Below are 20492 nucleotides of genomic sequence, written 5' to 3'. Positions count from 1 at the left end.
GTTCTCTTTACGTGTTCCAGATGCGCGGCGGCGCGGCCGGGCGGTCGAGCAGATGGGGGCGCAGCGCCTGCCACACCGCCGAAAGTAGCGCGCGCGCACGTTCGCTGTCGTCGCCGAGGACGCGCGCCACGAACACCTGCTTCACCTGGCTGACGGCGAGACCGGGGTCGAGCGCGCGCAGCGCGTTCTGCAGCGACGCCGGCACGGGCTTGCCGACGGCGACGAGCGTCGCGCACACGCTGCGGCCGCGCAGGCCCAGCGGGCTGTCCAAGCTGGCGGGCACGATGCCGCCCTGCTCCCACCACACCGGGCGCCCGTCGATGCGGATGCGTGTGCGCTGGCGCACCTGGCCGCGCCGGAAACGCTCGCCGGACGCGCGGCGGCCGAAGCACAGCACCTCGCTGCCGATGTAGACGGCGCCCGCCGCCAGGTCGACGTCGTGGGTCATGGCGACGTCGGCGTCGTCATAAAAAATGGTGTCCTGGGGCAGCCACTCGACGGCGGCGCCGGGGCCGGCGTTGATGCGCACGTCCTGGCGCGACGTGCGGCCGTTGGCGCGATACCACTTGGCCGCGCCGGGCGACGTGGCCAGCACGCGGCAGCCGGCGGGGGCGTCGAGCGCGATGTCGAGCCGGTCGCCGCCGACGATGCCGCCGGGCGGATGCACGACGATCACGTGACAAGTGTCCGGCCCCTCGGGATACAGCGCCTTCTGCACGCGCAGCGGACCGCGGTGGACGCGCCGCACGAGCCGCGTGCAATCGCCGTCGCGCGCGAAGCCAAGAGACAGGCTGGCGTGCCAGCTGGCATCGGAGGTCGGGGCGTGGAATGTGCAATCGGGCATACCTGACAAGTTAGCACGATGCGTGCCAGTGGCCGCGCCCGGTACCGATGGGATGCGGCGCACCACCGCGGGCCCCACGCACCGGAATGGTGCGGACGCGACGGGAGCGGCGGCGCCTTCCGGGTGCGCCTGGGGGATATTATTTGGGCAACGAGAAGGGTGAACCGGAGACGGTCGCGCGTGGCGGCCAGGGAACAAAACAGGAAGGTCCGCGGGCCCGACCGGTGCGGATACCGGTCAAGCGGGCGGACGGCGGCCGGAGCCGATCAGCGGCGGCGGCGCAGCGGACGGGCGATGCGGACCGGGCGCAGGGCGCGCTCGCGGTCGGCCGCGCGCTTGGAGGCGGCCAGTTCGAACGTCAGCGCCAGGGCGATGCCGGCCGGGACGGCGGCGGCGAAGCCGAGGGCGGCCAGGACGACGGTTGACAACAGAATAACGACAATGCTGGGGCGCGGCATGATATCCACCTTTTCTCTAAAACCTTGGTTCCATCCTGCCACAGCTGGGATTTGCTTGCAATCACGTACCGTGCCGTGCGAGAGCATCCCAGGCGTTGGCTGTGCTCAAAAAGAGACGACCGCTGAGCTCACTCAACAGCGTCGACGCGCGCAGGCGGTCCAGCACCGGTCCCTTGACCTCGGCCAAATGCAGGCCAACGCCGCGCCGCGCCAACCCCCGGTTCAGTTCCAGCAGCCCGAACAGCGCCGAGCTGTCGATGGCGTTCACGGCCGACAGCACCAGCACGAGGTGGCGGGCGTCGCCGTGGGCCGCCAGCTCTTCCTCGATGCGCTGGCTGACCGCTTCGATATTGCCGAAAAATAGGCCGGCATCGACGCGCAGCAGCAGGACGCCGGGATCGGTCTCGACCGAATAGCGGTCGATGTTGCGGAAGTGCTCCGTGTGCGGAATCCGGCCCAGTACCGCGATGTGGGGCCGGCTCTCGCGCCAGATCATCGTCCCCAGCGACAGCAGCAATCCGAGCACGACGCCCGCCTCCACCCCGAGCAGCAGCACGCCGCCCGCCGTCGCCAGCAGCGCCAGCGCGTCGGCGCGGTCGTAGTGCCACGCCGTGCGCAAGGTCGACCAGTCCAGCATGCCCAGTACGGCGACGATGATCGTCGCGGCCAGTACGGGCAGCGGCAACAGCGCGAGCCATCCTGTCGGCAGCACGAGCGCGCCCGCGAGCAGCGCCGCCGTGATCACGCCCGCCAGTTGCGTGCGGGCGCCGGCCGCGACATTCACGGCGGAGCGCGACAGGCTGCCCGTCACGGGAAAGCCGCCGGACAGCGCGCTGCCGACGTTGGCGAGTCCCAGGCCCACGAGCTCGCGGTTCGTGCGCAGCTTTTCCGCGCGCTTCAAGGCCAGCGCCTGCGCGCCCGACATCGCGATCAGGAAGCTCATGAAGCTGGTCAACAGCGCGGGTTTCAGGAGTTCCCGCCAATGCGCGGCGGACGTCGCCAGGCCCAGGCGCGGCAGGCCGGACGGCACGGGGCCGGTCACCTGCACGCCGGCGCGGTCGAGGCGCAGCAGCGCGACGAGCGCGATGCCGCCGAGGACCAGCACCATCGGCGCCAGCTTGGCCGCGACGTCGGCCGCGCCGCACGGCACGCCGAACCGCCGCAGCAACGGCGCCAGGGCGCGCCGGGCGAACAGCAGCAGCGCGACGCTCCCCACGCCCAGCGCGGCGCTGGGGCCGTGCAGGTGCGGCGGCGTCGCGCCGAGCAGGGTCGGCACCTGGCCCAGCGAGATCACGACGGCGGAGCCCAGCGTGAAGCCGTTCATCACGGGACGCGAAAAGAAGTTCGCGAGGAAGCCCACGCGCAGCAGGCCGCACGCGAGCAGCACGACGCCGGACAACATGGCCAGCTGCGCCGCGAGCATGCCGTACAGCGCGCTGCCGGGGGATGCCAGCGGCGCCAGCGCGGACGCCGTCATCAGCGAGATGATCGCCATCGGCCCGACGGACTGGGTGGAACTCGTGCCCAACAGCGCGTACAGCAGCGGCGGCACGATGCCGGCGTACAGGCCCGCCACCGGCGGCAGGCCGGCCACGAGGGCGTACGCCATGCCCTGCGGGATCATCATCATGGCGACGACGATGCCGGCGCCGACGTCGCCCGCCAGGTCGGTGCGGCGATAGGCCCGCAACCAGCCGGGCAGGCGCGGCGCCGTCGACGCGCTGCCGCTCACTGCATCGCCAGTTCGACGCAGTTGCGGCCCGCCCGCTTGGCGCGCGCGAGGGCGGCATCGGTGCGCTGGGTCAGCGAATCGCCGCTCTCCCGCTCCCCCAGCTGGGCCACGCCGAGGCTCACCGTCACGTGGTCGCAGCCGGGGATCTCGGCCCGTTCGATCGCCACGCGCACCTTTTCCGCCATCTTGAGGCCGTCGATGGCGCTCGTGTGCGGCGCGATGATGTGGAATTCCTCGCCGCCCGAGCGCACGAGGATGTCGCTGGCGCGCAGCACGGCCCTGGCCGTGTCGGCCACCGCGCGCAGCGCCACGTCGCCGACGGGATAGCCGTACGTGTCGTTGACGGCTTTGAAACGGTCGATGTCGAACGACAGCAGCGCGAGCGGCACGCGGTAGCGGCGGGCGCGCTTGATTTCCTGTTCCAGCAACGCTTCGCCGTGACGGCGGTTCGCCACGCCGGTCAGCGCGTCCGTCGTCGAGATATACGTCAGGCGCGCCAGCAGGTGGTCGTTTTCCCGGACGATGCCGGCCAGGCGCAGGCCCAGGGCGGCCAGGGCCGCCACGTCCTGCAAGGTCGTCCAGTCTTCCAGCGAGAAGGCGCGCGCGACGCCGAACAGCAGCGACAACGCGCCGCACGGGGCGCCGGGACCGTCGGCCGGAATCGGCAGACCCAGCGCCATCGCGACGCCGTGCGCGCGCAAGCCTTCCGCCAGCGCCGGTTCGCCCGGCTGTTCCGGCGCCTCGACCAGCACGGCGCTGCCGCCGGCCGCCGCGAGCAGGCCGGGGAATGCATGGCGCAGCGGCACCTGCAGCAGCCGGTCCGTGCGCTGCAGCAGCGCGCCGAGCAGCAGGGCGTCGGGCCCCTGTTGGGCAACCAGCTGCAGATCGTTGTCGTCTGCGCGCAGGAACACGCCGGCATGCAGCACGCCCGGCCACGCGCACAGCGCGGCGCACAGGGCTTCGGACAGCTGGTGCGCATCCTCCGCCCCGTCGACCGCCGCCTGCACGCGGGCGCGCAGGCCGAGCAAGGCGCGCAGGCTGGAAGCGTCGTCCGGCGGCGCGTCGGGGAGCATCAGGCGCGCGTCCACGGCTGCGCGCAGCGCCGCCGCGTCGAGCGGCGTGACGGCATAGGCGACGGGACCGCTGGCCATCAGCGCCGGCACCCAGGCCGCGGCCGCGAAGGGACACAGCAGCAAGACGGGCAGGCCGGCGCGGCGGGCGACGAGGTCGCCCAGCGCATCCGCGTCGATGCTCGGCTCGAAACGGTCGAGGTCGATGACGAGCAGGTCCGGCTGCTCGCGCGCCAGCAGGCTGGCGGCGACGTCGGCGCTGTCGGCCAGGTGCAGGCGCGCGAACAGGGACGCGCACGCATCCGCGAACTCGGCCCGACGCTGCGCCATCGGACTCAGGTACACCCCGGTCCGCCCTGCTTCCCCATCCGTCTGCTGCGCCATCATCCACCCCTGGAATACTTTGTTACGGTAACAAGTTTGCCACAAAGCACCTGTAACGCCTAGCAAATGCTCGCAATGTGTGGAACCGCACCGTCAGCGCCCTGCCTGCGCCGGAATACTGGCGGAATCATGCACAAGGAGAGAGCACCATGGCAACACAGGACGATGCAGCGAACAAGCAGAAGGCGATCCAGAACCGCCAGGACCAGCATGACGCCAGCATGCAGAAGGGTGACCAGGGCAGCGGCAGCAATGCGGCCCAGACGGGCATCCAGCAGCCGAGCGGCGACTTCCCCGCCCAGCACCTGGCCAAGCCGGGCCTGGAAGCCCAGATGGAGCTCAAGCCCAGGTTCATGGCCGAACATTACAAGGGCAGCGGCAAGCTGGCAGGCCAGGTGGCCATCGTCACGGGCGGCGATTCCGGCATCGGGCGCGCCGTCGCGGTGCTGTTCGCGCGCGAAGGCGCCGACGTCGCGATCCTGTACCTGAACGAACACGAGGACGCGGCCGAGACGCAGCGCCTGGTCGAGGCCGAGGGCACGAAATGCGTGACGATCGCGGGCGACGTGAAGGATATGGAGTTCTGCCAGCAGGCCGTCGACCAGATCGTCGCCAAGTGGGGCCGGCTCGACGTCCTGGTGAACAACGCCGCGTTCCAGGAACACGCCGCGTCGCTGCTCGATCTGACGGAAGACCGCTTCGACGAGACGATGCGCACGAATATCTACGGCTACTTCCACATGGCGAAGGCCGCCCTGCCCTACATGAAGCGCGGCGCGGCCATCATCAACACGGGTTCCGTGACGGGCCTGAAAGGCTCGAAGAAGCTGCTCGACTACTCGACCACGAAGGGCGCCATCCACGCGTTCACGATGTCCCTCGCCGCGAACCTGCTGGACCAGGGCATCCGCGTGAACGCCGTCGCGCCGGGCCCCGTGTGGACGCCGCTGAACCCGGCCGACCAGTCGCCCGAAGACATCACCAAGTTCGGCCAGAGCACGACGTTCGGCCGTCCGGCCCAGCCGGAAGAGCTGTCGCCGGCGTACGTGTACCTGGCGTCCAACGTGTGCTCGGGCTATGTGACGGGCGTCGTGCTGCCGATCACCGGATCGGTGGGCGAGTAATTGTCAACGTGTCAGGGCCGCGGAGAACCGTAGCGAGCGGCGGCAGATTTGGCCGAGACGCGCAGCCTTACTTAAGGTACGGCGAGCATCGCAGGCCGAATCTGCAACGCGCAGCAGGTTCGCCGCGGCCCACCAGAGGAGTCGATCATGGCGAGAAGTATGTGGAAGGGTGCGATCAGCTTCGGGCTGGTGCATATCCCGGTCGAGATGTATCCGGCGGCGAGCGACCAGGGGCTCGACCTGACGATGCTCGACCGGCGCGACTTCGCGCCGATCGGCTTCAAGCGCTACAACAAGGCGACGGGCAAGGAAGTGTCCTGGGACGACATCGTCAAGGGCTATGAATACAAGGATGGCGAATACGTCGTGCTGACCGACGAGGACCTGCGCCGCGCCAATCCGGAGGCGACGCAGACCATCGACATCCTCGCCTTCGTCAACGCCGACCAGGTCCCGCTGATCTATTACGAACAGCCGTATTACCTGGCCCCCGGCAAGGGTGGCGACAAGGTCTATGCGCTGCTGCGCGAGACGCTGCGCGAGGTGGGCAAGATCGGCATCGCCAACGTCGTCATCCGCGTCAAGCAGCACCTGGCCGCCCTCGTGTGCGTGGGCGACACCATCGTGCTGAACACGCTGCGCTATCCGGACGAGATCCGCCCCACCGACGAGTTGAAAATCCCGGGCGCGGACTCGAAGGCCGCGCAGGTCACGGACAAGGAACTGCAGATGGCCAAGGCGCTCGTGGAAGGCATGAGCGAGAAGTGGAAGCCGCAGCAGTACCACGACACCTACCGCGAAGACGTGCTCGCGCTGATCAAGAAAAAAGTCGCCGCCAACCAGACCAAGACGCTGACGGAACCGGAGCCGGAGGAAGAAAAGCCGGCCAAGACGAACGTCATCGACCTCGTGTCGCTGCTGCAGTCCAGCCTGGGCAAGAAGCCGGCCAAGGCCGCGGCATCCGACGACGACGACGACGACGAACCGCCGCCGCGTAAAGCGAAGAAGCCGGCGCGCGACGAGGACGAGGACAGCGACGAAACGCCCCCGCCGCGCGCGCGCAAGGCGCCCGCGCACGCGGCCACGCATGCGGGCGCGAGGCGCACGACGGCCGCGAAGTCGACCACCGCGAAGACGGCGACGAAGACGGCGGCCAAGCGCGCGACCGCGGGCAAGACCGCGGCGAAGTCCGCCACGGCAAAGGCGCCCGCCCGGCGCAGGAAGGCAGCCTGAGTGGACGTCGATACGCTGCTGGACTTTCTGCAATGGCCCGCGATGGCGGTCACCCTGGTGGCCGCCTTCCTCGTCGGCGCCCGTCACGCGAAGAAACGCGTCGTCGGCTTCTGGACCTTCATCGCCAGTAACGTCCTGTGGATCGTGTGGGGCTTGCACGACGGCGCCTGGGCGCTGATCGCGCTGCAGGCGGGCCTCGCCGCCATGAACATCCGCGCCATCTTCCGCAACGAGCGGGGCGACCCGGCGCCGGACGAGAACCTGTCCGGCGAACGGCGCACGACCTAGCGCGCCGCGCGTATCAGCCCGGCGGCCTGGCCGCGAGCGCAGGGGGCCCGATGCCGGACGTCCGCGTGCGCTGCATCTGCTCCATGTACCGCATGTGCTCCGTCAGCTGGCGCTGATGATTGCTCTCCATGTCGTCCGACGTCGTGCGCGCACCGGGCTCCACGACCGGCGGCGGCATCGCCTCGCCGGAGTGATACACCTTCGACGTTGGGCGTGCGGGTGCGGCCGCCGCGACGAGTTCCAGGCCGCCGATCCCGTTTTCCGGCAACTCGAGACGCTTGATCACGCCGCCTTCGTTCAGCAGCACGTAGCGCTGGTGCACTTCCGTCAGCCGCACGCCGGGCGCCACTTCCGTGTCGACGACGACGGCCCGTGCCGGCTTGCCTTCCGCGCCGAGGATCGCGACGCCCTCGGGTCCCGCCTCGATGACGCCCCTCAGCTGATAGGCGCTGGCGGCGGCGCCGGACGGCGCACCGCCGAAGAGGCTCGCCGCGGCCTCGATGGCGGGCGGCGCGGGTGCAGCGTGCGGTGCGGCCGCGACGGGCTGCTGCTGCGGCCGGAACCACTGCAGTCCCCAATACGCGGCCGATGCGCACGCGGCGCTGAACAGGGCCACGGCGGCGGCGAGCGGCAAAAGTCTCACGTGTCCCATTCAGTTGTCCGCCGCACCGGTCAGTTCGCCGACGTGCCGTAGATGATGCCCCGGCCCATGCCGCCACTGCTGTTCAGGTAGACGGTGCCGAACGTGCGCATGTCGCCGACGACCTGGCTGATGCCGCCCCACTGGTGGTTGCCGTCGTTAATCTTCACCCACGTCGAACCGCCGTCGATGGAGCGCATCACCCCCGTCGTGCCGTCGGAGAACTGGCCGCCCGAGTAGATGGCCGGGTAGGTGGCGCCCGTGGCGGCCTTGCCGAAGCCGATGGAGGTCGGCGTGAAGGCGAAGCCGGCCCAGCTGATCGTGGTCGGCGCGCTCCACGACGAACCGGAGTTCGTGCTCTTGTACACGCCGCTGTTGGCCACCATCCACACCTCGCCGCCCCGGCCCGGCACCGTCGACACCTGGGTCGGCGCCACCGGCAGCGCGGGCGCCTGGTACCAGCTCGCGGCGCCGTTCCCGACATAGAAATTCGTCGAACCGGACTGCCATGCGTAGAAGATGTTCTGCGCACCGTCCGACAGCATGCTGGCGCCGACGGGCAGCGTGTTGCCAAAGAACGTGATGGTGGACCACGAGGCGCCGCCGTTGGTCGAATACACCGGCGCCACCTTGTCGCTCGCGTACGCCGACCAGACGATGGAGGTGCCGTCGGTGCCGATCGCCACCGTGCCGCCGCCGCGCACCATGCCCGCCGGCAGGGCCGGGAAGGCGCTCCAGCTGCTGCCGCCGTTGGTGCTGATCACGCCGACCGGCCGGTCCGTCGGGTAGGACGAGGTGCCCACCATGACCATGTTCGCCGGATTGCCCTTGGACCAGTCGATGCCGGCGCCGGAGTTGCACGCGGCGGCGACGCCGGTGCCGCTGGTGGTGGAAATCATCGCGTTCGGCGGCGTCGTCAGCGAATTGAAGACGAAGCCGCACACGTCGCCGATCGCGGCGATCAGCGGCGCGCCCGACGTCGGCGCCGCGAGGCTCTGCGGCACCGTTTCCTCGATGCCCTTGGCCGCGACGCTGAACGTGACGCCGAGGCCGCTGTCCGCATTGGTCAGGTTGGTCGTGCCGAAGATGCCGCCGCCCGTCCCGTAGAACAGGTTGTTCGAGTTGAACGGATCGATGACCACGTTCATCCAGTTGCCGAACGCGTTCGGGTTGCCCCAAGGCGCCCACGGGGCCTGCGTCCAGCTGAACGTGGCCTTGGACTTCAGGTCCACCCAGCTGCCCGCATTGCCGCCGCTCGTCGAACGGAAGATGGTGTCGCCGACGTTGTAGCGGTCCGTCGTCGAGACGACGACCGTGCCGGATTTGCGCGGGTCCAGGGCCAGGCCGTCGTAGCCGAACGTGTCGCTCGAGGTGGGCGCGACCGGGGTGATGTTCTGCCAGGTTTTCTGGCCGATGCTGTACTTCCACACCTGGCCGTTGGTGATGCCGTACGGGCCTGCCGCATTGCCGTAGGTGATGTAGAGATTGCCGTCCGGTCCGATCAGGCCGTGGTTCGGGTACATGCCGCTCGTGGCCGTGGTGCCCGGACCGCCGCTGACGGCGCTCCAGTGGGCACCGGCGTCCGTGCTGACGTACAGCGTGGAGGGTGCCTTGTCGTCGGACACGCCGGCGAAGATCGTCTGCGTGCGTCCGTTGGCCAGCGACGGCTTGTAGAACGCGAGGAACGCGATGCCGGAACCGGTGCCGTCGCTGGACAGCGGCGGCGCATTGCCGGCGGCGACCTGCGTCCAGGTGCTGCCCTGGTCGGTACTGGTCCAGAGGCCGTTCATGCCGTTGTTGTATGGCGTCAGCAGGCTGTCGTTGCGGGTGCCGTAGAACAGCACGTTGCCGTTGTTGGGGTCCACCTGCAGGCGCTCGCCGGCGTCGCGGCCCCGGGTGTTCGCCCCCATCGGGAACGGCATCTGGTGCAGGGTGAAGCTGGCGCCCTGGTTCGACGACACGAGGACCGCCCCGGCCGGCGCCCATGAATAGGTGTCGTAGGCGCCGACGGTCATGAAGAGCATGTTGACGTTGTTGGGATCGACGGCGATGCTGTCGACGCCCATCCAGTTGCCGTTGGCGGACGGCGTCCAGTCGTTCAGCTGGATCCACGTGCCGGTCGCCGAATTGTAGCGGTATGCCCCGCCGACGTCGGTCTTCGCGTAGAACAGGCCCTGTTGCCCAGGATGGGCAATGATGCCGGGCACGTACCCGCCGCCGACGATCTGCACGTTCTGCCACGTGTAGCTTTGGGCCTGCGCCGGTGCCGCGACCAGCGCGGTCATGAGGACGCCGCCGAATACGCTACCGATGAGCGCCCTGGTGCATCGATTAATCTTCATTGATGGTGACTCCGTCGTTTTATCGTACTTCGATCGAAAGAAGTGAAGCTCGACAACACCCCACGCCGAAGACATTGTGGGAGTTTTCGTTGAACGACGGCAATTCTCAAAATCGCCAGACTGATAAATGAAATTTACCAATGAATTAACAATTGGTAAGGTTCACACGGGCGTCACCAAAAGACGGCAGACAAACGGGGGACACGCGGCAAAGGCCGGCGCTGCGGCGGTGTGCCGTGGGCCGGAGCGCCTGCGGCACCGCATGGTGAATTACGACTTCGCGGGCGTGAAGCCCAGGGCCTTCATGGCTTTGGTGAGCGTGGTGGCGCTCTTGACATAGTCGGCCCACGGCGCATTGCCCTCGTCCAACCGCGTGTGCACCGTCTTGACGGTCCACTGGCTGCCCGACTTCAGCTTCGGGAGTTCTTCCCAGCGCACGGGCACGGAGATGCCCAGGCCCGGCCGCACGCGCGCCGACCAGGCCGACACGGTGGTCGCGCCGCGGCCGTTGCGCAGGTAGTCGATGAAGATGCGGCCCACGCGGTTCTTCGCGCCGCTCTTGGCGGAGAAGCGTTCGGGCAGCGTCTGCGCCAGATGGTCCACGATCGCGTGCGAAAAATCCTTCACCGTGTCCCAGTCGAGCTTCGGCTTGATCGGGACGACGACGTGCAGGCCCTTGCCGCCGCTCGTCTTCAGGAACGGGTTCAAGCCCAGCTCCTGCAGGAAGGCCCGCATCAGCTGCGCCGCTTCCTGCACCTCGGGCCATTCCACGCCCTCGCCCGGGTCGAGGTCGAACACCATGCGGTCGGGCGTGTCGTAGTGCTGCGCCGTCGCGTTCTGGCTATGGATCTCGACGACGTTCCACTGGGCGCTCGACAGCAGGCCCTCGGCCGTCGCGATCTCCGTCATGCGCGGATGGTCCGGGTCGAGCGCCTGGTCCATCTGGACGACGCCCGGCATGTTGCGCGTGTCGGCGACGTGCTTCTGGAAGAACAGCTCCCCGCCCACGCCCTCGGGCGCGCGCACGAGCGAGACCGGCCGGCCCTTCAGGTGTTCCATCATCAGCTCGCCGACGAGCGCGTAGTAGCGCACCATGTCGATCTTCGTGACGCCGCTCTCCGCATCCATCACGCGCTCGCCATGCGTGACCTTGAACGTGGCGGGCAGATTGCCGGGCAGGTCCGGTTCGGGCGCCTCTGCCTTCTTCGCTACGCGCTTGCGGGCCGGCTTGGCCGCAGGCTTGCCGTCGTCTTCGGGCGCCGCAGACTGCATGTGCTTGGGCACCTCCCGCACGACGCTCTTCGCCGGCTTGTCCTTGCGCAGGCCCTGGAACACGGGGTGGCGGACGGAGTCGGTGGCGGTCCATTCCGAGAAGGTGACCTCCGCGACGAGCTCCGGCTTGACCCAGTGGTTCGTGCGGCCCGGCACGGCGCGCGGCGGGAACGGGTTCTTGTCCGTCTCGATCGCTTCCAGTACCTCGCGCATGTGGCGCAGCGAGGTGCCATTGAATCCGCTGCCGCAGTTGCCCGCATAGCGCAGCACGCCGTCCTTGTCGTAGTAGCCCAGCAGCAGCGAGCCGATGCCCGTGCGCGAACCGTGCGGATCGGTGTAGCCGCCGATGACGAATTCCTGGCGCAGGCCACATTTCAGCTTGATCCACTCGGGCGAGCGGCGCGTCACGTAGCGGGAGTCTCTTCGCTTGCCGATCACGCCTTCCAGCCCGATCTGGCAGGCGGCGACGACGAGCTGCGCCGGGTCCGTCCCGAACTCCGCCGAAAAGCGCACGGTGTCGGACGGCCGCGCCGCCAGCACGTCCTGCAGCAGCGCACGGCGCGCGTCGAGGCGCGCGTCGCGCAGGTCGTAGCCTTTGTGGTACGGGACGTCGAACAGGAAGTAGACGATCTGCGCCTTGTTGGAACCGTCGAACGCGAGCTGCAGCAGATTGAAGTTCGGCTTGCCGTTCTCGTCGTGCACGACGATCTCGCCGTCGTACCAGCCGTCCGGCAGCTTCATGCGGCGGATTTCCTGCTGCAGCGGGCCGAGTTTATCCGTCCAGTCGTTGCCGTTGCGGGTGATGAGGCGGATGTCCTTGCCCTGCACGCGCGCGAGCATGCGGTAGCCGTCGAACTTGATCTCGTAGATGTAGTTTTCCGGATCGGCGGGCGGACCGTCGACGAGCGTCGCCAGTTCCGGCGTCAGCGTTTCCGGCAGGTCGGCCTTGACGGCGCCATCGGGCATGGCGCCGCGTCTCGGTTTCGCGGAGGGTTTGCGCTCGGCCTTCAGTTCGGCCACCTTCACGTCGGCGCCGTGCTCGGGCATCGGCAGGTCCTTGACGCTGTCCGGCATCTCGTCGACGACGGAGAACTCGCCGGCCGGACGGGCGTACTCGTCGTTTTCCTTGATGAGCAGCCAGGGTTCCTGCTTGTCGTCCTCGTGGCCGCGCAGGCGCACGAGGACCCAGCGTCCGTGCATCTTGTGGCCATGCATCTCGAACTTGATCTCGCCCTTCGCGAAGCCCTGGCGCGGATCGCCGACGGGTTCCCACGTGCCCTTGTCCCAGACGATGACCTTGCCGGCGCCGTACTGGTGCGGCGGGATCGTGCCTTCGAAGTCGGAATACGAGATGGGGTGGTCTTCCACGTGCACGGCCATGCGGCGGTCGTGGGTGTCGTAGCTGGGGCCTTTCGGCACGGCCCAGCTCTTCATGACGCCGTCCAGTTCCAGACGGAAATCGTAGTGCAAGCGGGTGGCCCAGTGTTTCTGGATCACGAAGGTGAGCAGCCCCTTGCTGGCCTCCCCGCCTTCCTCGGGCTCGGCCGTGATCTTGAAGTCGCGCTTGGCCTTGTACAGCTTTAACGGGTCCGGCATGGCATCACCTCTGCATCTATTTGCCCCAGTGTAGGCAAGAGGTGCGGACGCGACTGTTCGCCAATTAACTCACGTAGGATGGACGGCGAGCCGTCCATCCTACAGGCCACGGTGATTATTTACGCTCTGCGGCGCTCTGGTCACGCGCCGCGCGGAACTCCGAGTCCTTCGACCAGTTCGGCCACGCCGACGAATCCGCCAGGTCGCGGCCCACCGAGTACAGGATGCCGAGGTCGCGCGCCATGCCCGTGAACGGCCACGATGCGCTCCACTCGTCCGCCGGCTGGTGGTACGCGAGGGACACGTATTTCTCTTCGGCCGCCTTGCCCGCCGCGACGCCGCCCTGCTCCCAGTTCTCGCCCGAGCCGAACGAAATCGCCGGCACGCCCTTCTTGGCGAACGAGAAGTGGTCGGAACGGAAGAAGTGGCCCGCTTCCGGCTTCGGATCCGGCGAATAGCTGATGCCGTTCTGCTTGGCCTTGGCGATCAGGCGGTCGAGCAGGTCGAGCTTGGCGCTGCCGGAGATCGTGAAGTCGCGCGCCGGACCGTACGGGCTCAGGGCGTCCATATTGATCACGCCGGCCGTCTTCGCCAGCGGATAGACCGGATTGCTCGCATAGTATTCCGAGCCCAGCAGGCCCTTCTCTTCCGCCGTCACGGCCAGGAAGACGACGCTGCGTTTCGGCGCCGGTGCCTTGGCGTAGGCGCGCGCCAGTTCCAGCAGGGCGGCGATGCCGGTCGCGTTGTCGATCGCGCCGTTGTAGATCTTATCGCCCTTGGCGTCCGGCAGGCCGACGCCCAGGTGGTCCCAGTGCGCGCTGTACATCACGTATTGATCCGGGTGCTCGCTGCCCGGACGCACGGCCAGCACGTTCTTCGACGTGATGACCTTGGCGTCGACGTCGTAGTGCGCCGACATCGTCACGCCCTTCAGTTCGACCGGCTTGAACGCGCGGGTCTGGGCCTGCTTCTTGAGCTTGTCGAAGTCCAGGCCGGCGTGCTTGAACAGGTCGACGGCAACGTCGCGCTGGATCCACGCTTCGACCGGCGCGTGGGCTTCAAGCGGGTTCTTGCGCACGATGTCGTACTGGACGTTCGTGTTCGAATTCTTCACCGTGGCCCAGCCGTACGAGGCCGGCGCCGTCTCGTGGACGATCAGCGTGCCCAGCGCGCCGCGGCGTGCCATCTCTTCGTATTTATACGTCCAGCGGCCGTAATACGTCATGGCCTTGCCGCCGAAATCGCCCTTGCCCGTCTCGAAATCCGGGTCGTTGATCAGCACGACGGCCAGCTTGCCCTTCAGGTCCTGGCCCTTGAAGTCGTCCCACTTGCGTTCCGGCGCGGTCACGCCATAGCCGACGAAGACCAGCGGCGCGTTCTTGAAGTCGACGGTCTTCGCACCCGTCATCGCGGCGCGCACGGCGATTTCGTTACCTTGCGAATAAGTCTTCGTCTTGCCGCCCTCGTCCACGGTCACCTGGACGGGGCCCTGGATCTCGAACCGGCCCAGCGGCACGTCCTGGGTCCAGCCGCGCTTGCCGTCGACGAGGTCGCCGCCCGGCTCCAGGCCGGCCGCCTTGAACTGCTCGACGAGGTAGTTGACGGTCTTCGTCTCGCCGGGCGTGTTCGGGCCGCGGCCTTCGAACTCGTCGGAGGACAGGATCTTGACGTCCTGCGACAGGTGCTGCGGGTCGATGTGGACGGGGTCTGCGGCATGGGCGGCCAGCGCCGCGGTGGCAAGCGCGATGGCGGTCAGGGAGGTACGGATGGAAGTGTGTTTTCTCACGAGCGGTCTCTTGGGCGTCGATGTTGTTGGAGGCACGGATAGTGCCGCCAAAGTATCGTTGGAATAATTTCCACTGTCAAACACCACACGGCAAAAGTACTTGCTGTAAGCACACTTGTAAGCGGATGTAAAAGACCGTCAACCGTCCGTGAGGCGGCCGCGTTTCTGCCCCAGTAGCACGGGAATCATCCCACCCATCCACAACACCTGAAGGACACACCGCCATGAGCAAAATCGTCGCTACCCTGATCGCAGGCCTGTTCGCCACCTCGGTGTACGCCCAGACGACCGCCACCCCGGCCACGACGACGACCCCGGCCGCCACCAAGGCCGAAGCGAAAGCCGACAAGAAAACCGTGAAAGCCGAAGCCAAGGAAGAAAAGGCCGACGTGAAAGCCGACGCGAAATTGGAAAAGAAAGCCGCCGAAGCCAATGCCGACGTCGCTGTCGCCAAGGCCGACGCCGCGAAAAAGAAAGCCAAAGCACACAAGAAAGCCGTCAAAGCCAAGGCGGACGCCGCAGCCGACAAGGCTGCGGCACATGCAGACCAGAAGGCCGACGCCGCCAAATAAGCTGTCCGCGGCGCACCGGCTCAAGCCCCTCCATCCTCGGAAGACAGGGTTCGCCCTGTCTTTTTTTCGTTCGCGTTCTACAATGGCAGTCCCTCCTTCTCCGGGCCTACCATGCACGATATCGTCTTCCTTGATCGCGACAGCCTGATCGCCAACGTCCGCCAACCCGCCTTCGAACACCGCTGGCGCGACTATCCGGCCACGAACGCGGATGAAGTCGTCGAACGCCTGCGCGGCGCCACCATCGCCATCACGAACAAGGTCCCGCTGCGCGCGGACGCGATCGTGCAGTTGCCGGACCTGAAGATGATCGCCGTGGCCGCCACCGGCACGGACAACGTGGATCTCGCCGCCTGCCGCGAACGGGGCATCGTCGTCGCGAACATCCGCAATTACTCGCTGGTGTCCGTTCCCGAACACTGCTTCGCGCTGATCCTGGCCGTGCGCCGCAATCTGCGCGCCTACGTGGCCGACGTGGAAGCGGGCCGCTGGGAACGGTCGACGCGCTTCTGCCTGCTCGACCACCCGATCGGCGACCTGGCCGGCAGCCGCCTCGGCATCGTCGGCTACGGCGCGCTGGGCCGCCGCGTCGCCCAGATCGGGCGCGCGTTCGGCATGGAAATCGCCGTGACGTCGCGCTCCCCCGTGCTCGAGCCCGATGTCACCGCGCTGCCGCTGGACGAGTTGCTGGCCACGTCGGATGTCGTCAGCCTGCACCTGCCGCTGACGGACAAGACGCGCCACATGATCGCCGCGCGCGAGCTGGCGTCGATGAAGAAGAGCGCCATCCTGATCAACACGGCGCGCGGCGGCCTCGTCGACGAGGCGGCGCTGGCGCAGGCGCTCAAGGATGGCACGATCGCGGGGGCCGGCTTCGACGTCCTGAGCAAGGAGCCGCCCGTACCGGAAAACCCGCTGCTGCAACTGCGCTTGCCGAGCTTCGTGCTCACGCCGCACGTGGCCTGGGCCAGCGGCGGGGCGATGCAGACGCTGGCCGATATGCTGGTCGATAACCTCGAGGCGTGGGTGGCGGGCAAGCCGACCAACGTCGTGTGAGTGAGTCGGTCGGCACCGGCTCCGATCTCGTACGCGGGTCGGTTGACGCACCCGATCAGCGCGTGGACGGCGCCCCGTCCACCCTGCCGGCGCGCGCCTCGCGCGCCACGCGCAACGGCACGTCGAGAACGAACATCGTGCCCCGCCCGGGTGCGCTCTCGACCCGGATCGTCCCCTGCAGCAAAGTCGTCACGAGGTTGTAGGCGATGTTGAGTCCCAGGCCCGTGCCGCCCTGCCCCATCCGCGTCGTGAAGAACGGATCGAAGATGCGCGACAGATGTTCCTCGGCGATGCCGCGTCCGTCGTCGGAGAATTCGATGCGCACGCGGTCGCCGTCGAGCGGCGTGGCGACGAGCAGCATGTGGCCGCCCGGCGCGTCGAACCCGTGCAGCAGCGCGTTGTTGATGAAGTTGATGACCACCTGGCCGAACGGGCCTGGATAGCTGTCCATCGCGATCCCCGGCGGCACGCGCAGCTCGAGCGTGTGGCCGGCGCGGCGCACCTGGTTCATCATCGTGGCCGCGATCTCGTGGCAGGCCTGTGCCAGGTCGAAGCGGCGGCGCTGCGTGCTGGCCTGGTCCACGGACACCTGCTTGAAACTGTTCACGAGGTCGGCCGCCGCGTTCAGGCTGCGCACGATGAGGCTCGCCGCCTCGCGCGCGGCCGCGATCCACGCCTCCAGGTCCGATTTCTTGAGCGTGTTGTGGGCGAAGCGGTCGGCCAGCGCTTCGGTCTTTTCCTGCAAGGTGCTGGCCATCAGGAGGCTGTTGCCGATCGGGGTGTTCAATTCGTGCGCGACGCCCGCGACGAGGGCGCCGAGCGACGCGAGCTTTTCGCGCGCCGCCAGCTGGGCCTGCGTTTCCTTGAGCTGGCGATAGGCGTCCGCATTGTCGAGCGCGACGCCGACATACGATGCGAGGGTGCTGAGCATGTCGAGCTGCACGTTCTGGTACGCGCCCGGACGGCCGCTCTGCACCGTGATCACGCCAAGCACGCGGTTGCCGACGAGGATGGGCACGCACAGCAGCGAGCGCGGCGACGGCAGCGTGTCGCCGGCCGCGTCCACCCCGAGCACGTCGCGCACGCGGGCCGCGAACCGCGCGTAATCGCGGGCCAGGTCGCCGATCAGGATTTCCTCGCCCGTCGCCACGCAGTACTCGCCGAGCCCGCGCACGCGCGCCGGCAAGCGGCCCGCCTCGGGCACGCGGCGGCCGTCCGCGACGACGTACGGATACTCGAGCGGGCCGTTGGCGCGTACCGTGCCGATCGCGAACAGCGGCACGTCCATCAGCTGGCGCACCTGGCCGAACACATTGGCCATGATGGCCTCGCCGTCCAGGTTCGCCGTCAACTCGCGCCCGATGTCGGACAGCAGCGCGATGTTGCGGCGCGCCTGCTCCACCGCTTCCTTCTGCGCCTCGGCTTCCTGCTTGCGCCGCTCCGCCTGCTCTTTCTGCAGCACGAGTTCGGCCGTGCGCGCGCCGACCTGGTGCTCCAGGCGCTCCTTCTGCTGCACGAGCACCCGCACGCGCAGGCGGTACAGCGCGACGGCGCAACCGGCCAGCATGCTTGCGACGAACAGGCGGAACCACCACGTCATCCAGAACGGCGGCGTGATCGAGATGGACAGCATGGCCGGCTTGTCGCTCCACACGCCGTCCTTGTTGGCGGCCTTCACCTCGAACACGTAATCGCCCGGATCGAGATTCGTGTACGTGGCGAAGCGCTTGCGCGCGTCGGTCTCCGTCCAGTCCTGATCGAAGCCGCGCAGCCGGTAGGCGTAGCGGTTCGCTTGCGGATCGGCGTAGTGCAGCGCGGCGAATTCCAGCGTGAACACGGTGTCGCGGTGGCTCAGGCGGATGTCGTGCAGGCGGTCGACCGGCACGGGCAGCACGCGCGGCCGGTTGAAGACGAGGAAGTCGGTGATGGCGACCGTCGGCGGGAACGGATTGTCGTGGACGTCTTCCGGCTGAAACGACGTCATGCCGTTGACGCCGCCGAAATACAGCTGGCCGTCCGCGCCGCGCGCCGCCGAACCGACGAAGTACGAACCGTCCGTCAGGCCGTCCTTGGCGGTGTAGTTCTTGTAGCGGCCCGTGTCCGGATCGACGCGCGTCAGGCCCGCCGTCGTGCTGGCCCAGATCTGGCCGTTGCCGTCTTCGAGGATGCCGCCGATCGGCACCTGCTGGCGCCCGGGCGTGACGGCGAACCGGCGGAACACGGTTTGTCCGCCGGGGCCGCGCTCCATGCGCTGCAGGCCGCCCGCCGTGCCCACCCACAGGTCGCCGCGCCTCGATTCGTACAGATGGTGGATGCGGTTGTGGTCCAGGCTGGCGGGGTCGTGCGGATCGTGGCGGTAGTGCGTGAAGGTGCCGGCCGCGCGGTCGTAACGGTCGAGGCCATTCTCCGTGCCGATCCAGATCGTGCCCTGACGGTCTTCGAGCGCCGCCAGGCAGAAGTTCTCGCCCAGGCTGGACGGATCGGCCGGATCGTGGCGCCAGCCGCGCAGCGTCCGGCCGTCCGGCTCCAGCATGAACAGGCCGCCGCGCGTGACGATCCACAGCGCCCCGGCGTGGTCGAGCATGAGGTGCTGGACCCAGTTGGCGCCCGCCTCGCGGCCCAGGGGTACCGGCGTGAAGCGTCCGGTCGCCGGGTCGCGCCATGACAGGCCGCTCGGCGAGCCCACCCACAGCCGGCCGCGTCCCGGCATCACGTTGGTGATCACGTCGTCCGCCAGGCTGGCCGGATCCGCCGGATCGTGGCGCAGCACCTCGGCGCGGCCGCTGTCCGGATCGAGGTGCACGATGCCGCCGCCCGCGGTGCCCAGCCACAGGCGGCCGTCGGCGCCGACGGCGATGCTGCGGATCCTGCGCGCGCTTTTCGCGTCGGCCACCTGGTCGGGCAGCAGCGAGAAGCGGGAAAAGCCGCCGCTGGCCAGGTCCGCGCGATTGATGCCGCTGAACATCGTGCCGGCCCACAGCGTTCCCGTGCGGTCAACCCAGATCGCGGTGACCTGGTTGTCGGACAGCGAATGGCGGTCGAGCGGCTGGCTGGCGTAGCCGATGAAGCGTCCGCTCGCGGGGTCGCGCCATTTCAGCCCGTCCTGTTCCGTGCCGACCCACAGGTTGCTGCCGTGGTCGTGATAGAGGGTGAGCACGCGGCCGTCGTTCATGCCTTCGTCCACGCCCAGGTGGTGACGCTTTAGCGCCCCCTGGCCGATGCGCCACGCTTCCAGGCCGGCGCCGGTGCCGATCCAGAGCGTGTCGCGCGGCCCCATCGACAGCGCCGCCACGGCATTGCGCTTGCCGTTGCCGCCGGTATCGATGTCGAAATGATCGAAGCGGACGGCGCCCGCCGGCAGGTGGTCGAGGCCGACGCCCGTGCCGATCCACAGGCCGCCCGCCGCGTCGACGGCGAGCGCCGTGACGCGGTCGTCGCGCAGGCTGGCGGCATCGCGGCCGTCGTGACGCAGCGTACGGCATGCCCCTGTCGCCGGGTCGACATGCACCAGGCCGTCGCCGGTGCCGACCCACAGGCCGCCGGCACCGTCGCCGACGATCGCCGTGACGGCGCCGTTGCGCGCGCTGCGTCCGCTGCCGGCCAGCAGCGGCAGGCGCACGAATTTCCGGGTGGCGGGATCGAAGCGCACGAGACCGCCGCGCGTGCCGAACCACAAGCGGCCCTCGCCGTCCTCGTACGCGGCCTGGACGTAATTGTCGGCCAGGCTGGCAGGGTCGTTGGGATCGTTGCGGAAAACCTGGTTGCGGTAGCCGTCGAAGCGGTTCAGTCCGGCCTGGGTGCCGAACCACATGAAGCCGTCGCGGTCCTGCAGGATGGCGAGGACGGATTCCTGCGACAGCCCCTCGTCCAGGCCGATACGCTCGAAGCGCAGGCTGCGCGGGCCGGCGGCGAGCGCGGCCGAGCACAGGCACGCCAGCAGGAACCCGCACGCCATGCGCAGCAGCGCCGACGGGCGCAGCGCTCTGTTCACGGGTGGCATGATTTCGGGTGGGCGGGGCACGGCGCTTAATCTACCAGAGGCCGGAAAATGTTGAAAGAAATTAAGACTTCCTCATTCGTCATGCCACTGCTATA

Annotated in this window: 14 protein-coding genes; 5 read left to right on the top strand and 9 right to left on the bottom strand. The window is 68.4% G+C overall.

Annotation, left to right across the window (positions count from 1 at the left end; all coding sequences use genetic code 11):
• Nucleotides 1-7: 7 nt before the first annotated feature.
• The 4 genes from BVG12_RS32160 to BVG12_RS32145 all read right to left on the bottom strand — a co-directional run bounded on the left by BVG12_RS32160 (nt 8) and on the right by BVG12_RS32145 (nt 4491).
• Complete coding sequence (locus BVG12_RS32160; RefSeq protein ID WP_075795959.1) at nt 8-844, bottom strand: urease accessory protein UreD; 837 nt, start codon at nt 842-844, stop codon at nt 8-10.
• Between the two features lie 266 nt (nt 845-1110).
• Complete coding sequence (locus tag BVG12_RS32155; protein WP_156895795.1) at nt 1111-1272, bottom strand: hypothetical protein; 162 nt, start codon at nt 1270-1272, stop codon at nt 1111-1113.
• Nucleotides 1273-1363: 91 nt separating this feature from the next.
• Nucleotides 1364-3034 carry a SulP family inorganic anion transporter gene (locus BVG12_RS32150; protein ID WP_370662822.1) on the bottom strand — a complete coding sequence of 557 codons (1671 nt, stop codon included), beginning with the start codon at nt 3032-3034 and terminating at the stop codon, nt 1364-1366.
• Complete coding sequence (locus BVG12_RS32145) at nt 3031-4491, bottom strand: GGDEF domain-containing response regulator (protein ID WP_229503769.1); 1461 nt, start codon at nt 4489-4491, stop codon at nt 3031-3033. The genes BVG12_RS32150 and BVG12_RS32145 overlap by 4 nt, the downstream gene beginning before the upstream one ends.
• Before the next feature lie 146 nt (nt 4492-4637).
• Between BVG12_RS32145 and BVG12_RS32140 the strand changes: the two genes are divergently transcribed.
• From BVG12_RS32140 to BVG12_RS32130, 3 genes are all read left to right on the top strand, one after another.
• Nucleotides 4638-5612, top strand: coding sequence for an SDR family oxidoreductase (locus tag BVG12_RS32140; RefSeq protein ID WP_075795957.1), 975 nt, complete (start codon nt 4638-4640; stop codon nt 5610-5612).
• Nucleotides 5613-5759: 147 nt separating this feature from the next.
• Nucleotides 5760-6845 carry a non-homologous end joining protein Ku gene (gene ku, locus BVG12_RS32135; RefSeq protein ID WP_075795956.1) on the top strand — a complete coding sequence of 362 codons (1086 nt, stop codon included), beginning with the start codon at nt 5760-5762 and terminating at the stop codon, nt 6843-6845.
• Nucleotides 6846-7133: a hypothetical protein gene (locus BVG12_RS32130; protein WP_307189100.1), complete on the top strand. Its 288-nt coding sequence runs from the start codon at nt 6846-6848 to the stop codon at nt 7131-7133.
• A gap of 13 nt (nt 7134-7146) precedes the next feature.
• On the opposite strand, the gene BVG12_RS32125 is transcribed toward BVG12_RS32130, so the two are convergent.
• The 4 genes from BVG12_RS32125 to BVG12_RS32110 form a co-directional block, all read right to left on the bottom strand.
• The gene (locus tag BVG12_RS32125; RefSeq protein ID WP_156895794.1) at nt 7147-7785 is read right to left on the bottom strand and encodes a hypothetical protein; all 639 of its coding nucleotides are present in this window, start codon (nt 7783-7785) and stop codon (nt 7147-7149) included.
• Between the two features lie 20 nt (nt 7786-7805).
• Nucleotides 7806-10115, bottom strand: coding sequence for a WD40/YVTN/BNR-like repeat-containing protein (locus BVG12_RS32120; protein WP_075795954.1), 2310 nt, complete (start codon nt 10113-10115; stop codon nt 7806-7808).
• Between the two features lie 270 nt (nt 10116-10385).
• Nucleotides 10386-12983 carry a DNA ligase D gene (ligD, locus tag BVG12_RS32115; RefSeq protein WP_075795953.1) on the bottom strand — a complete coding sequence of 866 codons (2598 nt, stop codon included), beginning with the start codon at nt 12981-12983 and terminating at the stop codon, nt 10386-10388.
• Nucleotides 12984-13098: 115 nt separating this feature from the next.
• The gene (locus BVG12_RS32110; RefSeq protein WP_307189099.1) at nt 13099-14769 is read right to left on the bottom strand and encodes a M28 family metallopeptidase; all 1671 of its coding nucleotides are present in this window, start codon (nt 14767-14769) and stop codon (nt 13099-13101) included.
• A gap of 224 nt (nt 14770-14993) precedes the next feature.
• Here BVG12_RS32110 and BVG12_RS32105 point away from each other — a divergent pair, with 224 nt between their 5' ends.
• Complete coding sequence (locus BVG12_RS32105) at nt 14994-15341, top strand: hypothetical protein (protein WP_075795952.1); 348 nt, start codon at nt 14994-14996, stop codon at nt 15339-15341.
• 111 nt (nt 15342-15452) lie between these two features.
• On the top strand, nt 15453-16397 hold the full coding sequence (locus tag BVG12_RS32100) for a D-2-hydroxyacid dehydrogenase (protein WP_075795951.1): 945 nt from the start codon (nt 15453-15455) through the stop codon (nt 16395-16397).
• A 55-nt stretch (nt 16398-16452) separates the two neighbouring features.
• On the opposite strand, the gene BVG12_RS32095 is transcribed toward BVG12_RS32100, so the two are convergent.
• Nucleotides 16453-20397, bottom strand: a complete 3945-nt coding sequence (locus BVG12_RS32095) for a sensor histidine kinase (protein WP_083685582.1) — start codon at nt 20395-20397, stop codon at nt 16453-16455.
• Nucleotides 20398-20492 lie beyond the last annotated feature (95 nt).

The organism is Massilia putida (assembly GCF_001941825.1).
GTDB classification, from domain to species: domain Bacteria; phylum Pseudomonadota; class Gammaproteobacteria; order Burkholderiales; family Burkholderiaceae_D; genus Telluria; species Telluria putida.
Note: the sequence above shows the minus strand (reverse complement) of the source record. Positions and strands in the feature narration are given on the sequence as shown.

What these genes read in the sequence shown, in the direction of transcription:
- BVG12_RS32160 (WP_075795959.1), bottom strand. Translation starts at nt 844, where the DNA reads ATGCCCGATTGCACATTCCACGCCCCGACCTCCGATGCCAGCTGGCAC.
- BVG12_RS32145 (WP_229503769.1), bottom strand. Translation starts at nt 4,491, where the DNA reads ATGATGGCGCAGCAGACGGATGGGGAAGCAGGGCGGACCGGGGTGTAC.
- BVG12_RS32140 (WP_075795957.1), top strand. Translation starts at nt 4,638, where the DNA reads ATGGCAACACAGGACGATGCAGCGAACAAGCAGAAGGCGATCCAGAAC.
- ku (WP_075795956.1), top strand. Translation starts at nt 5,760, where the DNA reads ATGGCGAGAAGTATGTGGAAGGGTGCGATCAGCTTCGGGCTGGTGCAT.
- BVG12_RS32125 (WP_156895794.1), bottom strand. Translation starts at nt 7,785, where the DNA reads ATGGGACACGTGAGACTTTTGCCGCTCGCCGCCGCCGTGGCCCTGTTC.
- BVG12_RS32120 (WP_075795954.1), bottom strand. Translation starts at nt 10,115, where the DNA reads ATGAAGATTAATCGATGCACCAGGGCGCTCATCGGTAGCGTATTCGGC.
- ligD (WP_075795953.1), bottom strand. Translation starts at nt 12,983, where the DNA reads ATGCCGGACCCGTTAAAGCTGTACAAGGCCAAGCGCGACTTCAAGATC.
- BVG12_RS32105 (WP_075795952.1), top strand. Translation starts at nt 14,994, where the DNA reads ATGAGCAAAATCGTCGCTACCCTGATCGCAGGCCTGTTCGCCACCTCG.
- BVG12_RS32100 (WP_075795951.1), top strand. Translation starts at nt 15,453, where the DNA reads ATGCACGATATCGTCTTCCTTGATCGCGACAGCCTGATCGCCAACGTC.
- BVG12_RS32095 (WP_083685582.1), bottom strand. Translation starts at nt 20,397, where the DNA reads ATGCCACCCGTGAACAGAGCGCTGCGCCCGTCGGCGCTGCTGCGCATG.